The 14,181-nt window shown below is 72.2% G+C and carries 14 protein-coding genes; 8 read left to right on the forward strand and 6 right to left on the reverse strand.

Features of this window, described 5'->3' with window-relative positions; genetic code table 11:
- Positions 1-120 precede the first annotated feature (120 nt).
- The gene (locus B0I29_RS28700; RefSeq protein WP_111652221.1) at positions 121-984 is read right to left on the reverse strand and encodes a bifunctional helix-turn-helix transcriptional regulator/GNAT family N-acetyltransferase; all 864 of its coding nucleotides are present in this window, start codon (positions 982-984) and stop codon (positions 121-123) included.
- A 160-nt stretch (positions 985-1,144) separates the two neighbouring features.
- On the opposite strand from B0I29_RS28700, the gene B0I29_RS28705 reads away from it, so the two are divergent.
- The gene (locus B0I29_RS28705) at positions 1,145-1,366 is read left to right on the forward strand and encodes a hypothetical protein (protein WP_181558014.1); all 222 of its coding nucleotides are present in this window, start codon (positions 1,145-1,147) and stop codon (positions 1,364-1,366) included.
- 1 nt (position 1,367) lies between these two features.
- Here the strand turns inward: B0I29_RS28705 and B0I29_RS28710 are convergent, their stop codons facing one another.
- On the reverse strand, positions 1,368-1,904 hold the full coding sequence (locus B0I29_RS28710) for a LuxR family transcriptional regulator (RefSeq protein WP_111652223.1): 537 nt from the start codon (positions 1,902-1,904) through the stop codon (positions 1,368-1,370).
- The gene (locus B0I29_RS28715) at positions 1,901-5,089 is read right to left on the reverse strand and encodes a helix-turn-helix transcriptional regulator (protein ID WP_111652224.1); all 3,189 of its coding nucleotides are present in this window, start codon (positions 5,087-5,089) and stop codon (positions 1,901-1,903) included. The genes B0I29_RS28710 and B0I29_RS28715 overlap by 4 nt, the downstream gene beginning before the upstream one ends.
- Positions 5,090-5,354: 265 nt before the next feature.
- Here B0I29_RS28715 and B0I29_RS28720 point away from each other — a divergent pair, with 265 nt between their 5' ends.
- From B0I29_RS28720 to B0I29_RS28745, 6 genes are all read left to right on the forward strand, one after another.
- Positions 5,355-6,776: a dynamin family protein gene (locus tag B0I29_RS28720; RefSeq protein ID WP_221403097.1), complete on the forward strand. Its 1,422-nt coding sequence runs from the start codon at positions 5,355-5,357 to the stop codon at positions 6,774-6,776.
- Positions 6,764-8,524: a dynamin family protein gene (locus B0I29_RS28725; protein WP_111652226.1), complete on the forward strand. Its 1,761-nt coding sequence runs from the start codon at positions 6,764-6,766 to the stop codon at positions 8,522-8,524. The genes B0I29_RS28720 and B0I29_RS28725 overlap by 13 nt, the downstream gene beginning before the upstream one ends.
- Complete coding sequence (locus tag B0I29_RS28730; protein WP_111652227.1) at positions 8,521-8,961, forward strand: hypothetical protein; 441 nt, start codon at positions 8,521-8,523, stop codon at positions 8,959-8,961. The genes B0I29_RS28725 and B0I29_RS28730 overlap by 4 nt, the downstream gene beginning before the upstream one ends.
- 69 nt (positions 8,962-9,030) lie before the next feature.
- A complete protein-coding gene (locus B0I29_RS28735) occupies positions 9,031-10,404 on the forward strand; it encodes an MFS transporter (protein WP_111652228.1) in 1,374 nt (457 codons plus the stop codon).
- Positions 10,404-10,760, forward strand: a complete 357-nt coding sequence (locus B0I29_RS28740; protein WP_111652229.1) for a GntR family transcriptional regulator — start codon at positions 10,404-10,406, stop codon at positions 10,758-10,760. The genes B0I29_RS28735 and B0I29_RS28740 overlap by 1 nt, the downstream gene beginning before the upstream one ends.
- Positions 10,761-11,393: 633 nt before the next feature.
- Entirely contained in the window at positions 11,394-11,807 is a 414-nt protein-coding gene (locus B0I29_RS28745) for a protease complex subunit PrcB family protein (RefSeq protein ID WP_146616912.1), read from the forward strand.
- Positions 11,808-11,896: 89 nt separating this feature from the next.
- Here the strand turns inward: B0I29_RS28745 and B0I29_RS28750 are convergent, their stop codons facing one another.
- Both B0I29_RS28750 and B0I29_RS28755 read right to left on the reverse strand, forming a co-directional pair.
- A complete protein-coding gene (locus tag B0I29_RS28750; RefSeq protein ID WP_111652231.1) occupies positions 11,897-12,316 on the reverse strand; it encodes an organic hydroperoxide resistance protein in 420 nt (139 codons plus the stop codon).
- On the reverse strand, positions 12,313-12,747 hold the full coding sequence (locus tag B0I29_RS28755) for a MarR family winged helix-turn-helix transcriptional regulator (protein ID WP_111652232.1): 435 nt from the start codon (positions 12,745-12,747) through the stop codon (positions 12,313-12,315). Before B0I29_RS28755 ends, B0I29_RS28750 begins: the two co-directional genes overlap by 4 nt.
- Before the next feature lie 65 nt (positions 12,748-12,812).
- Here B0I29_RS28755 and B0I29_RS28760 point away from each other — a divergent pair, with 65 nt between their 5' ends.
- The gene (locus B0I29_RS28760) at positions 12,813-13,328 is read left to right on the forward strand and encodes a GNAT family N-acetyltransferase (RefSeq protein ID WP_111652233.1); all 516 of its coding nucleotides are present in this window, start codon (positions 12,813-12,815) and stop codon (positions 13,326-13,328) included.
- On the opposite strand, the gene B0I29_RS28765 is transcribed toward B0I29_RS28760, so the two are convergent.
- Complete coding sequence (locus tag B0I29_RS28765; protein ID WP_111652234.1) at positions 13,292-14,068, reverse strand: endonuclease/exonuclease/phosphatase family protein; 777 nt, start codon at positions 14,066-14,068, stop codon at positions 13,292-13,294. The genes B0I29_RS28760 and B0I29_RS28765 overlap by 37 nt on opposite strands.
- Between the last annotated feature and the right edge of the window lie 113 nt (positions 14,069-14,181).

Consider the following 14,181-nt stretch of genomic DNA (forward strand, 5'->3'; position numbering starts at 1 on the left):
ATTAAGGAACAAAACCCCATTACGGTACGCACAAAGGTCGGACCGTGGTGCCGGGCAGCGCTGTTCCGTGCCTGTCAGAGGGCTTTTCCTCGTTCTCAGAGGGGCTTTTCAAAGGGCTGTTCAGAGGGCTTTTTCGAAGGCGAGCTGGTTGTACGGCGACTCGCTGTAGTTCGCGATCTCGTGGTAGCCGCTGCGCCGGTACAGGCTGATCGCCTCGGTCAGGGCGGTGTGGGTGCCGAGCCGTACCGTGGTGACGCCGTCGGTGGACGCGCCGTCCTCCAGGTGCTGCAGCAGCAGCCGGCCCAGGCCGAGCCCGCGGGCTTCCGGGGCGATCCACAGGTGGCGGATCTCGGCGACGTCGGTCTCCAGGTGGGTCCAGAGCCCGCAGCCGACCGGTCGGCCGTCCTCGTACGCGAGCAGCTGCTCACCGGTCATCTCGGCGGGCGGGGTCAGATTGGCCGCGTCGTAGCCTTCCGGGAATCGGTCGTCGAGTTCGGCCGCGTACCGGCGCAGGCAGTCACGGGCGGGTTCGGCGGCGGCCGGGACGTGCTCGATGCCGACCGTGGCCAGCCGCAGCAGCCGGCGTACCTGGTTCTGCGCGGCGATCAGCTGGTCGCGCTGGTCGCGGGTGAGGCCGTGCAGCAGCCCGGCGATGCGGTCCCGGGAGCGGTCGTCGAGCTCGGCACGTTCCCGGTGTCCCGCGTCGGTGAGCCGGGCCACCCGGACCCGGCCGTCGCCGGGGTGCACGTCGACGGTGACCAGGCCCTGGTCCTCCAGGCCGCGCAGCAGCCGGCTCAGATATCCGGAGTCCAGAGCGAGGCGGGCGCGCAGGTCCCGCAGGTCGCAGCCGTCGCCGATCTCGAACAGCAGCCGGGCCTGGCCGAGCGGGCGGTCCTGGCCGAGGTAGTTGTCGGTGAGCAGGCCGAGCCGGCCGGTGTAGTAGCGGTTGAAGTCACGGACCCGTTCGATCTGGTCGGCCTCCATACCGGTGATGCTAACGCCGGTTCTCTGACTCCGGTCAGAGATGTGTTTTTCCGCGAGTCCGGCCTTGAGTCGTCCCCTGGGGCCGGGTTTAGCGTCGTGGGCATGACGGTGATGGCGGGTACCTTGTCCCTGACGGCCCTCGACGATATGGGGTGCAGTGATGGCGAGGCGTTGGAGCGATCTGAGCGCGTCCCAGCGGCGCACGATCGTCGTGGTCGGCCTGGTGGAGACCGCGCTGAAAACGGCGATGGCGGTCGACCTCAAGCGCCGACCGGCCGAGCAGGTCCGCGGCCCGAAATGGGTGTGGGCCACCGCCACCCTGGTCAACTCAGCCGGGGTGATCCCGGTGGCGTATTTCCTGTTCGGCCGCGTGAGGCGCTGACCTACTCCGGCTGGCGCTGGCGTTGCCGCAGATACGCGAGGACCGCCTCACGGGTGGTCCGGACACCGAAGAGCTGGCGGGCCTCGGCGATGCGCCGGTTGGCGGTGCGCAGCGAGAGGAACTCGGCGGCCGCCGCGGCGGCGATCGTGTCGCCGGAGGCGAGCCGGTCCAGCAGGGCGCGTTGTTCGGGGATCAGGGTGGCGATCACGTCGCCGCTGCTGTCGGCGCTCTGGTTGACCGGGCCGAGCCGGGTCAGGTCGTCGACCAGGGCACGCCCGGCGGAGGACTCGGCGTCGCAGATCGCGACGACACCGGCGCCGCGGGCCGACGCCAGCACCGCCAGCCGCGCCGATTCGAGGTCGTCGTCGCCGATGCGGCCGTGCAGGACCAGGCGGGCGTTGCCGACATCCCACGACGGGTCGGGCAGGGCGAAACCGGAGCGCACCGTCCATCCCTCACGGGCCAAGCGGCGTAGGACCGTGTCGGCCTCGGCCGAGGTCGCGACTACGTGGCGTGGAGCGTCGGTCTGTGGGGTCACCGGCCATCCTCGCTGGTCTCGAAGGGTTCGGGCCGTGCGTCCGGCGCGGTGAAGGCGACGGCGGCGGCCTCGGTGCGGGTGCGGGCGCCGAGTTTGCGCATGCTCGCGCGGATGTGGGTGTCGACGGTCTCGGCGGAGATGCCCAGCTGCCCGGCGATGCGGCGGGTCGGTTCACCGGCGGCGACGAGCTGGAGCACGTCGATCTCGCGCTGGGTGAGCCGGCCGTGCGAGCGGGGGCTGCGGGTGTCGCGGTGGATCTGGTGGCGGCGCAGGCCGCGGCGGGCCCGGCCGGCGAGCACGGTCAGCCCGGCCCGGTCGGCGAGCTGTTCGGCTTCCAGCAGTGCGGTGACCGCCCGGTCCCGGTCGGTCTCGGTCAGCCCGGCGGCGATCAGGCACCGGATCTGCTCACGTAACGCGACCGGCCGCCACCCGTCGGCCGCGGCGGCGAACCCGCTGCCGAGAACCCAGGCGGTGAGGGTGCGCCGGGCGGCCCCGGGCAGGCCGACCGGAATCTGCGCCGACCCGGGTACGCCCAGGTCATGCGCCGCCCACTGCCCGGTGATGGCGTGCAACCCGGCGAGCAGCCCGGCCGGGACGGTGCCGGCCGGCGGATCCGTGCGGTCCGGTTGCCCGTCCAGCCAGGCCGCCTCCCGGGCCACCCAGTCAGCGGCCGGGTGCGGTGCCGCCCGGCCGAGGCGTCCCCGGGCGGCGGCGAGCAGTCCGGTGTCGGCTTCGATGAGAGCGGTGGCGGCGATGGCATAACCGAGAGCTTCATCAGGAACGGCCCGGTCGGTGAGGTTCGCGGCCCGCCGCAGCACGCCTTCAGCACCGTCCCAGTCCAGGCGCTCGTCCGGCAGCGCCCCCGACAGCCCCGGAGAGGAGCCAGCAGCGGCCGGCACGGAGACCAGATCCTCCGGCCGCGCCGAGCCCAGACCTGCCCGCCCAGAGCCGGCGGCAGAGCCAGCGGCGGGGTCAGCGGCGGGGTCAGCGGCAGCGCCCGCAGCCGAGGCGTGCGCCGGTCCAGAGCCGGGAACGGCCTGTCCCGGCAACGAGACCTCCTCGGCCAGCGGCGACCCCGATTCGGCGGATGCCGCGGGAGCGGCGGGCTCCGGCCCGGACCCATCAAGCGGCCCGGACCCATCGAGCGACCCGGAGCCGTCCAGCGACCCGGAGCCGTCCGGCGGCACCGCGTCATGGGGCGGTATGCCTTCGTGGGCCGGTGGGCCTGCGGGCACGAGCGCCCCGAAATCCGGCTGCCCGGACACCGGACGGGCCGGTGCCGCGGCCGCGGCCGCTCCGGCGGGGGTCAACCCCAGGTGGTGGCCGTGCAGAGCCAACGCCCAGTCGGCCGCCGCGAGGAAGCGGGTCTGCCAGCCATAGGCAAGCGCCTCCCCCGCCGTCTCAGCAGCCCTGGTAGCAGCTTGTGCCGACTCCAACAGCCGGCCGTCGGCGGCGAGGTGTTCGACGAGCAGCCAGGCGCTCCACCGGGTAATCAGCGGATCCCCGGCGGGAGCGGTGGGAGCGGTGGGAACGGCGGGCACCACGCGGGGCTCCGCACTGCGGTGCCGCCCACGCTGGCCGTCCACCACGGCCCCTGCCGCCTCCGGAGCGCCAGAAGCGGCCCGCGAGACACCCGCCTTCGCAGAGCCAGAAGCGGCCTTCGGGACAACAGCCTCTGGGCCACCGGCCCCAGGGACGCCGAAAGCGACCTGCGAGACACCGGCCTGCGCAGAACCAGAGCCAGAAGCGGCCTCCGGGACGCCGAAAGCGGCCTCGGACAGCGCCCTCTCCCAGCCCGTCAACCGGTGAGTCGCCTGTACCGCCGCCAGTGCCGCCGCGATGCCGGCCAGGGGTTTCGGGTGGCGGATGGCGATCTTGTCGGCGAGTTCGAGCGCCGCCATCGGTTCCAGTGCCAGCCCGGCCAGCAGCAGCACCCGGTCGCGGGCGGCCACCACCGGCACGGCTGCCGTGTCCGGTACCGGGCGCACCACGTCAGCGGCCGCCACCGGGTCGCCGGCCTGCAGCAGCGCCTCGCCGCGCAACACGGCGGCCTCCAGGGCCAGGGTCGTCGCCGACGGTGGTACCAGCGCCAGCGGCTCCAGCACGGCGGCGGCGTCCAGGGGCCGGCCGGCGGCAAGCGCGGCGTCGGCGGCGGCGATCCGGACCCGGGGGTCCACCGGCACATCCAGACCGCTGGCGAACAGCAGCAGGGCCGCGCGTTCGCCACCGGCGGCGCGGTCGGCCGCGGACAGGGCGCGGCGGTAGGCCCCGGCGAAGTCACCGGCGGCCGCGAGGTGCCGGGCCGCTTCGGCCGGTGGGGTCAGTTCGGCGAGCCGGGCGTGCAGCTCGATCCGGGCGGCGTCGTCGAGCAGGCCGGCCGCGGTCTCGGCGACGTACGCCGACACCGGCAGCAGTGACCCGCCGGGCTCGGCGGTGACCAGGCCGGCGGCGAGCAGATCCGCGGCGCCGGTGCCGAGCAGTTCGGCGCGGGCCGGGCGGCCGAGCAGCCCCAGCGCGGCCAGGGCGGTCCGGGCGGCGCGGGGCAGGTCGGCGAGGGCGGTCGCGATGGCGTACGCAACCTGGTCGATGTCCTCGCCGACGGGAGCGCGACCGGCGGCAGCCTGCCGGGCCAGCGCGATGATCGCCAAGGGGTTGCCGCCGGCCCGGGCGAGGACCGCGGCGAGCGCCGGCTCGTCCAGCCCGGCGGCGGTGGAGCGGGCCAGTGCGCCGGCCGCCGCCGCATCGAGTGGCGGCACGGAGATCCAGGCCGTCGCGGCCTCGCGCAACGCCGCGGACGACGAAGCAGCGAGCCGGTGCGGGGTACGCAGCGCCACCAGCACCCGGATGCTGCGGGCCAGCAGCGGCAGCGCGGCCAGGGTCGCCGGGTCGGCGTGCTGCAGGTCGTCGATGACGAGCAGGCCGCCGCGGACCCGGGATCGCACCGCTTCGGCGAGCAGGTGCACGTCGTCGCCGGGCAGCCGGGCACGGACCGCGCGGGACAGGGCGAGGGCGGGGACTTCGGCGAGCATGGCGAGGCCGCCGCCGACGTGGGCGGGGCCGGGCACGCTGGAGGCGATCTTGCGAAGCAGGGTGCTGCGGCCGGAGCCGGGCGGCCCGGTGAGTACGACCAGCGCCGGCCCCTGGCGCAGAACGGTACGGGCGGCCACCTCTGGCTCGTCCGTCACCTGCGCTCCCCCTTTACGCCGTCGATCCCATCATCAACACCACCGTCACTGGCACGAACTCGGGATCCCGGGTCCGCCACCGGGGTCCGTAGGCTGTCATGCAGGCAGGCGGTCGGTCCTGCCGGTGCTGCGATGAAAGGCCTTTCGTGACGGTGACAGCCCCGGTCCTGCCATTGTCGCCGACGGTGCGGCCGGCTGACGAGTCGTGGTGACCGGACCTCTCACCACCGGCGTCGCGACTCTCTGTCACGAGATCGTCACGAAAATGTCCTCCGATGCTGGTGGCCAGGTACGACAGATCGGAAACCGTCTTAACGATCCGTTACGGGTGGCCATTGCCGGTCGCCTGAAAGCCGGAAAGTCGACACTAGTCAACGCCCTGATCGGTCGTCGAGTGGCCCCTACAGCGGCGGGTGAGTGCACGCGCGTGGTCACCCGGTTCCGTTACGGGCCCGCCGACCGCATCGATGTCGTCACCCGTGACGGTGACCGGCGCAGCCTGCCGCTCGACGAGGACGGCATGGTCCCGGCCCGCCTCGGGGTGCCGGCCGCCCGGATCGCGTACGTCGATGTGACGCTCACCTCCGACCGGCTGCGCGATCTCACCGTCGTCGACACCCCGGGCCTCGCGTCCACCGATGTGGCCAGCAGCGAACGCGCCGAGCAGGCCGTCGGCATCGACCCCGACTCGGCCGGTGAGGTGACCGCCGCTGAAGCCGTCGTCTACGTCTTCACCCAGGCGGTACGCGCCGACGACCGCGCCGCCCTGGAGTCGTTCCACACCGCGTCGGCCCGCCTGGCGACCAGCCCGATCAACGCGATCGGGGTGCTCGGCAAGGCCGACACCCTCGTCGGCGGCGCCGGGGACCCGTGGCCGGTCGCCGGACCCCTGGCCGTACAGCAGGCGGGGCTTCTCGCGCGTACCGTCGGCGATGTCGTGCCGGTGGCCGCCCTGCTGGCCGAGACCGCCGAGGCCGGCCGGTTGACGGCCGCGGACCGTGACGCGCTCGCCCAGCTGGCCGCGCTCCCGGCCGCGTCGCTGACGCTGCTGCTCGCCTCCGCCGACCTGTTCCGCAGCCGGCCGGCGCCGATCAGCGCGAGTGCGCGCGAGCGGCTGCTGACCCGCCTGGATCTGTACGGGATCGGCTTCGCCTGCGCCCAGCTCGCCGCCGACCCGCGCCTGGGCACCGGTGAGCTGGTCCGGCGGCTGTACGCGGCGTCCGGGTTCGCCCGGCTGCGCGACACCGTCGACCGGACGTTCCGGTGGCGCTGCGACGCGATCAAAGCCGGCTGGGCGCTGACCCGGCTGCACCACCTCGCCGGGTTCACCGCCGACCCCCGCGACCGGGCGACGGTGCGCGACGCCCTGGAGTCCGCGCTGCGTGACCCGGCCTATCACCGGCTGCGGCTGCTCGATGCCGCCCAGCGCGCCGCCACCGGCACCGTGCCGCTGCCGCAGCCCTGGGAACAGGAGCTGATCAGGCTGGCCACCTCCGACGATCCCCGGGTGATTCTCGGCCTGCCGGACGCGGACGCGAGCGAGTTGCAGACAGCGGCGATCGCGGCGGCCGGCCGCTGGCGTGCCTACGCGGTCGACGGCGCCGGACCGGCCCAGGCGCGACTGGCTCACGTCGCCTCCCGTGGTTTTCATCTGGTAGCCAACGAGGTGAAGACATGCAAGATCTGACCGTCGTCCTCGACACCGCCGTGCGCGACACCCTCGCCTACCTGCGCACCGCCGACCCGGACGCCGCCGCCGACCTGGCCGAGCTGCGCCGCGCCCATCTGGTACGCCCCAGCGTGGTCGTCGTCGGCGAAACCAAACGCGGCAAGAGCTCCCTGATCAACGCCCTGCTCGGCGTCCCCGGCCTGTCCCCGGTGGACGCGGCCGTGGCCACGGCGGCGTACATCGACTTCGTGCCGGGCGACGACTATCGGGCGACGGCCTGGCTCCCGGACGGCGCGGAGATCGCGATCACCGACCTGTCCGAGTGGGCCACCGGCCGGCAACGGGCCCGCCGCATCGAGGTCACCCATCCGGCGCCGCTGCTGCGTTATCTGAGCCTGCTCGACACCCCCGGCGCCGGCGGGCTGGACCCGGCGCACGCCACGATCGCCCTGGCCGCGGTACGCCGCGCCACCGCCCTGCTGTTCGTCGCCGACGCGTCCGCGCCGCTGTCGAAACCCGAACTCGACTTCCTGGCCGCCGCGACCGAACGGGTCGACGCCGTCGTCTTCGCCCTCACCAAGATCGACGCGTTCGGGCAGTGGCGGACCATCGCCGCCGACAACCGGGAGCTGCTGCAGGCCCACGCGCCGCGGTTCGCCACCGCCCCGTGGTTCCCGGTGTCGTCACGGCTGGCCGAGCTGGCCCTGGCAAGCGGCGAGGAACAGCTGAAAACCGAGTCCCGGATCGAAGGCCTGCAGCTCGCCCTGATCGAGCTGGCCGGGCGTGGCCATCAGCTGCGGCTGTCCAACGTGCTGCGCGCCGCCCGCGGCGACCTGGCCCGGATGCAGGACAACGCCGAGGCCCGGCTGCGCGCGGCCACCACGGATGCGGCCGGGCAGGCGGCGGCCCGCGCCGACCGTAACGCCCTGGCCGCCCGTAAACGCACCGAGTCGCGGCAGGCCACGTTGCGGCTGGCCACCGAGATCCAGCGGGCCCGGGTCGGCACGGTCGGGCATCTGCGTACCCGCATCGGTGAGATCCAGCACGAGCTGTCCGAACGCATCGACAAAGCCGGCACCGACGCTCTGCCCGAGGAGGTCGACACCCGGCTGCAGGCGATCGCCGCGGACGTCTCCGAACGCCTGGAGGACACCTCCCGGCAGATCGCCGAGCAGATCCTGGTCGACACCGACCGGGCCACGATCAGCCTGCGGCACGCCGTGTCGACCGTTCCGCCGCGCGGCGGGACCAGCGACAACGTGCTGATCGCGTTGTCCGCCGGCGGTATCGCCCTGGTCGCCGGCCGCGGTGCGGCACTCGGGATCGCGGCGCTCGGCGGCGCGGGCGGGCTGCTGCTGCCGTTCGCCGGGATCGGTTTGGGCCTGGCCGCCGGCGGCTATGTGCTGTACCGCCGAAAGGTCCACAACGACCGCCGGCAGGCACAGACCTGGCTGCGTGACGTGCTCGCCGAGGCGCGGGCGGCGCTGACCGACGAGATCAGCCAGCGGTTCACCGACCTGCAGTACTCGCTGTCGGTGGCCCTCGACGACACCATCGAGCGGCGGCTGCGCGAGATCGACGCGCAGATCGCCGAGATCGACGCGGCGGCCGCCGAGGACGCCGCCGGACGCGCGAAACGACGAGCGGCGGCGCAGCGGGAACGCGATGCGGCCGCCGCCCGGCTGCGGCAGGCCGACGAGGCGCTGCTGCGGGCCCGGGCTTTGACACCTACGCCGATCGACGAAGACCGGGAGAGCATGCGATGACCGACCACTGGGGCGATTTCGACTTCGACGATCACCACGACGTCCCCGACGTGCCGGACGACCTGCACCACGAAATTGATCATCAAGCCTTCGAGGCAGAGGACCACCACCACTTCGAAGAAGAGCACACCCCGCCGGAGATTCCGGACATTCCCGAAATCGACGAGCCGGTCGTCACCCTGGCAGAAGACCTCTTCCCGCCCACCCTCGACATCGGCGACCTGCCCGAACCCGTCGACGGCTTCCCCTGGATCGACACCACCACCCTGGGCAGCCCCGACACCACCGGCTTCACCGCCCAGGAGGACCCGGTCACCCCGGACGAACTCGCCGCGTACGCCCACACCAGCGGCCCCGCCGACTGGACCGCCCTGGCCGACAGCGATGACCCGGCAACGGCCGCCCTGGCCCGCTGGTGGACTCCGGATGAACAGTGATCCACATCTCCCCATGACGCCCGGTAGGTGACATCATGTGCGCGCACAAATCAACGCCGGGGAGCGCACGTGACCGATACACCGACCATCGCCGCAGCGGGTAGGCGCGAACGTACCGGCTGGTACTTCTACGACTGGGCGAACTCGGCGTTCTCCACCACGGTCATCACCGTGTTCCTGGGGCCGTTCCTGACCACGGTCACCGAACTCGCGGCCGGCTGCGCGATCGACGCCGACGACTGCGACGGCACGGTCCGCCCGTTCGGCATCCCGGTGGCCGCCGGCTCCTACTACGCGTACCTGGTGAGCCTGTCCGTTCTTCTCACCGTGTTCGTGCTGCCGGTGATGGGTGCGATCGCCGACCGCGCCCCGCGCAAGAAGCCGCTGCTGGCCGGCGCCGCGTTCACCGGTGCCGCCGCGACGATCGGCATCGGGTTCGTCACCGGGGACCGTTACCTGCTCGGCGGCCTGCTGTTCCTGATCGCGAACATCTCGTTCGGCGCTGCGATCGTGGTCTACAACTCGTTCCTGCCGCAGCTGGCCGGCCCGGATGAACGCGACAAGATCTCCAGCCGGGGCTGGGCGATCGGCTACCTCGGCGGCGGTGTGCTGCTGATGCTGAACCTGGTCGCGGTGACGATGCTGTCCGAGGACGGCAACCCGCAGCGCACTCTGGACCTGGCCCGCTGGTCGATCGTGTCCGCCGGTGTGTGGTGGGCGGCCTTCACCCTCGTACCCTTGCTCTGGTTGAAGGAGCACCCGGGAGCGCAAGCGACCGGCGAGAAGCGTGGCAACGTCCTGACCGACGGGTTCAAGCAGCTCGGTCACACGATCAAGGCGATGCGCGCCTACCCGCTGACGTTGTTCTTCCTCGGCGCGTATCTGATCTACAACGACGGCATCCAGACCGTGATCGCCCTGGCCAGCCAGTTCGGCACCGAGGAACTCAAGCTCGACCAGTCCACGCTGATCATCACGATCCTGATCGTGCAGTTCCTGGCGTTCGGCGGCGCGCTGCTGCTCGGCGCCCTCGCCACCAAGATCGGCGCGCGGAAGACGATCCTGCTGAGCCTGGCGCTGTGGCTGGTCGTGGTCACCGCCGCCTATTGGCTGCCGGAGGGCGAACCGCTGCCGTTCATGCTGCTCGGCGCCGGCATCGGTCTGGTCATGGGCGGCAGCCAGGCGCTGTCGCGCAGCCTGTTCTCCCAGCTCATCCCGGAAGGCCGCGAAGGCGAGTACTACGGCTTCTACGAGATTTCCGACAAGGGCACCAGCTGGCTCGGCCCGCTGTTCTTCGGCCTGATCTTCCAGCTGACCAACAGCTACCGCGCCGGCATCATCTCCCTGATGATCTTCTTCGTGGTCGGCGGCGTGCTCCTCGCGTTCGTCCCGCTGCGGCGGGCCATCACCGCAGTCGGCAACACACCCCCCAGACTGCTCTGATGAACATCACCATCGACCAGGACTCCCCGGTCCCGCCGTACGAGCAGGTGCGCCTGAGCATCGCCGCTCTGGCGGCGGCCGGGGAGCTCGCGGCCGGCACGAAACTGCCGCCGGTCCGCCAGCTCGCCACCGATCTGGGCCTGGCCGCGAACACCGTCGCCCGCGCCTACCGCGAACTCGAGCACGCCGGCCTGGTCGAGACCCGGGGCCGCGCCGGCACGGTGCTCACCTCCCGCGCCGCGGGCACCTCCCGCTTGGCGCAACAAGCCGCCGCGGCTTACGCCGCACAGACCCGCGCGCTCGGCATCCCGTCCGACCAGGCCTTAGCGCTGGTCCAGGCCGCTTTAAATCAGTAGGTACGCGTAACCGGGCCCGGCCAACCGCACCAATCGCGCTCTCAAGAGTCCCCCGCGACCCGCCTGCCCACGTCCCGGCCGCAGCGCGCCTCTCGCGCCAACCGCTCCCTCACCGCCCCACCGTGTGCCGCGGTCTCGGCTTAACGCCACGGTCCCCGGCTGTCCAGGGTGGCGACCGCGGCGTTAAGCCGAGACCGCCCGCATCTCCTGGCCGCGCGGGGGCAACCGCCGGCCGGCCGGGGCGCTCCGAGGCGTTGTTCAGACGGATCTTGTGTGGTTCGGCCGTCCCGTCCACCACAAACTCACGAGTTTCGGCCGGCTGCCGTCGCGGCCTGGCGTTTGCGGGTAGTCCGCGGGCGCTGTGGTGACGCGCTGCCACCACGATGGTGGAGAGTTCCGGGTTTGTGGAGTCCTATGGGGGTCAGAGCACCCACCGAACTCCAAGATCGGGCCGCGCCCCTTGCCGAAGGATCACCCTCCGTGAGGATTCGGCGAGTCAGGCCGGCCGGCGGCCCGCAAGCCCCCGCGCAGAGTCCACCCCCGTCACTGTCGCGACGAAGCAACCCACGAAATAGCCGCCGAGCAGCGAATGACGGGCCAGTGGGTGAAGCCGGGACGCGTTACGCTGCCGCGATGTCGGCACTCCAGTTCCGGACGCTGTTCCGCGGCTCCTCCGGGCAGATCGACGACGGCCCGCAGGGCGTGTTCCTGATCCGGGACGCCGCTACCTTCACCGCGTATTGGCGGATCCTGACCAGCGGCCACTGCACCGCCGCCGGTGAACCGCTGCTGATCCCGGAGCCGGCCGTCGACCTGAGCACCGAGGCCGTTGTGCTGGTGGCGATCGGCCGCCGCCCGACCACCGGATGCGCCGTGGGCATCGACCGCGTCCTGGTCGACACCGACACCCTGCTCGTCGAGGCGACCGAGACGGCGCCGGACGGGGGATTCGACATGGAGGTCGCCCCGGCACACCTGGTGGCGATCCGGTCGCAGGATGTGGCCACCGGCGCCGTGGTGCTCCGGCTGTCCGTGGTCACACAGTAAAAGCCGGCTCACACAGTAAAAAGCCGGGCTCACACAGTAAAAAAGCCGGGCCGCGTCCTCAAGCACAAAGGACACGACCCGGCAAAGGCTCAGGCGAGGTTGAGCACGACCTCGACGTTGCCACGGGTGGCGTTGGAGTACGGGCACAGCTGGTGAGCCGCGTCCAGGACCCCACGCGCGGTGGTCTCGTCCAGGCCGGGCAGCTCGGCCTCGATGACCACGTTCAGGCCGAAGCCGCCGGTGGGCAGCTGGCCGATGCCGACGTCCACGGTGATCGCGGTGTCCACCAGGGTGATCTTCTGGGTGCTGGCGACCCGCTTGAGCGCGCTGTGGAAACAGGCCGCGTAACCGGCGGCGAACAGCTGCTCGGGGTTGGTCAGGGCGCCGCCGGGGCCGCCCATCTCCTTGGGGATGGCGAGGTCGAAGTCGAGAACGCCGTCGCTGGAGCGGACGTGACCGTTACGTCCGTCGCCGGAGGCGGTGGCCGAGGCGGTGTAGATGGCGCTCATGCGAGGTCCTTTCGAGGGGTTCGTGCCTTGTGGAGCAGCGCGTGCAGCTGGGTGAGCTCGTCGAGGTCGAGCCCGGTGCCGCAGACGAGCTGCTGGGTGAGGTCGCCGATCTGGGTCTCCAGGGCGGCGCCGTCGTCGGTGGTGTGCACGATCACGACGCGTTCGTCGTCGGCGGACCGGGTCCGCTCGACGAAGCCGAGCGTGGCAAGGCGTTTGAGCAGCGGCGACAACGTGCCGCTGTCCAGGGCCAGGACGTGGCCGAGGTCGCGCACGGTGGTCGGGCCGTCGTGCCAGAGCACGCGCAGCACCAGGTATTGCGGGTAGGTCAGGTGGTGCGGTTCGAGCAGCGGCCGGTAGAGCGCGGTCATGCCGCGGCTGGCCGCGTAGAGCTGGAAGCAGATCATGTCGTCCAGGGCCGTGCTCGCTTTCATGGTCGGAACAGTAGTGCCCAATTCAGTTGTGCACAACCGAACCGTGTCGTGGATAACATGCCGGAATGCGCTTTGTGAAGCTCTCCCCCGCCGCCCTGCAGGCGCTCATCGCCGGGGATCTCGACGCCGCGAGTGCCGAGGCCGGGTTCCGGCTGAGCCAGTACCTGGCCGACGAACGCTGGCTCTGGGAGATCCGTCTCGCCGACATCGAGAAGAACCCGGAGAACGCCGAGTGGATCGCCCGCGCGGCCGTCGCGCAGGAAACGGACGGCGAGATCGTCGTCGGGCACGGCGGTTTCCACGGCCCACCGGACGAGGACGGTGTGGTCGAGGTCGCCTATTCGGTCGACCCCGCGTACCGGCGCCGCGGCCACGCCCGCGCGATGCTCACCGAGCTGCTGGCCCGGGTCGACGCCGACGAGAGGGTCAGCGGGGTACGCGCCAGCATCCGCCCGGACAACGCCGGCTCGAAGGCCACCATCGCCGGCTTCGGCTTCTTCAAGATCGGCGAGCAGTGGGACCCGGAGGACGGCCTGGAGGACGTCTACCTGCGGTCGAAGCGGACCACCAGCGGCCGGTGATCACTGACCGGCCCGGCCGGCGTCCGGACCTGCACGACCCGGCCCAGCGCCGCCGCACCCCGCGGATCGACCAGGACGTGATCGAGCTGGGTCTGCGGTGACGGGCTGGGGAACGTCGCCGCCCGGGCCAGGGGCTTCCAGCCGGTGAACGCCCGGGCCGGCCCGGCCGGCATGTTCAGGTCACCGAGCAGCACCCGCGGCGCGGGCAGGGCGCGTAACGCGCGCACTGCCGCGCGCAGCTGCCGCACATTCCACCCCGGTACGAACGACAGGTGCGTCGTGGCGACCGTCACCGGCCCGTCCGGCGTCTCCACGACGGCCGCGAGCAGCACCCGCGGCTCGTCACGCAGCAGCAGCAACCCGCCGCCGGGCACGTACACCGGTGAGCGCATCGGCGCCGCCGGCAACCCGGTGATCTGCCACCGCGACACCGGATAGCGGCTGACCAGCGCAATCCCGTACTGCGGGTGCGCGATGTCCGCGCCGGAATGCCACGGCTCCCAGGTCTGCCCGGGCGTGCCGACCACCGCCGCGGCGAACCGGTGATGCGTCGCGCCCATCGCCGACGCGGCCAGGGCGGTCAGGTCGAGGCTGCCGCTGCGCGGCTGCGCCCGGTCCACCTCCTGCAGGCCCAGCACGTCGGCGTCCAGGTCGGCGACGGCAGCGCTGATCCGGTCGGCGTGTACGGTGCCGTCGGACAAAGATCTGCCGTGCAACAGGTTGAAGGTGGCCAGACGCACGGGGTCGACCCTAACCAACCGGGGGAAGCGGATGTTCACCAAGGCGCTCTGTTGCAGCGCGATGATCTTCGTGGTCGGTGCGTGGCTCGGCATCTGGCTGCAGCGGGCCCGCC

Origin of the sequence: Actinoplanes lutulentus (genome assembly GCF_003259845.1) — a bacterium.
GTDB lineage: Bacteria > Actinomycetota > Actinomycetes > Mycobacteriales > Micromonosporaceae > Actinoplanes > Actinoplanes lutulentus.

Coding starts and splice junctions, on each gene's coding strand:
- B0I29_RS28700 (WP_111652221.1), bottom strand. CDS start 984: ATGGAGGCCGACCAGATCGAACGGGTCCGTGACTTCAACCGCTACTAC.
- B0I29_RS28705 (WP_181558014.1), top strand. CDS start 1,145: ATGGCGAGGCGTTGGAGCGATCTGAGCGCGTCCCAGCGGCGCACGATC.
- B0I29_RS28720 (WP_221403097.1), top strand. CDS start 5,355: ATGTCCTCCGATGCTGGTGGCCAGGTACGACAGATCGGAAACCGTCTT.
- B0I29_RS28725 (WP_111652226.1), top strand. CDS start 6,764: ATGCAAGATCTGACCGTCGTCCTCGACACCGCCGTGCGCGACACCCTC.
- B0I29_RS28730 (WP_111652227.1), top strand. CDS start 8,521: ATGACCGACCACTGGGGCGATTTCGACTTCGACGATCACCACGACGTC.
- B0I29_RS28740 (WP_111652229.1), top strand. CDS start 10,404: ATGAACATCACCATCGACCAGGACTCCCCGGTCCCGCCGTACGAGCAG.
- B0I29_RS28745 (WP_146616912.1), top strand. CDS start 11,394: ATGTCGGCACTCCAGTTCCGGACGCTGTTCCGCGGCTCCTCCGGGCAG.
- B0I29_RS28750 (WP_111652231.1), bottom strand. CDS start 12,316: ATGAGCGCCATCTACACCGCCTCGGCCACCGCCTCCGGCGACGGACGT.
- B0I29_RS28755 (WP_111652232.1), bottom strand. CDS start 12,747: ATGAAAGCGAGCACGGCCCTGGACGACATGATCTGCTTCCAGCTCTAC.
- B0I29_RS28760 (WP_111652233.1), top strand. CDS start 12,813: ATGCGCTTTGTGAAGCTCTCCCCCGCCGCCCTGCAGGCGCTCATCGCC.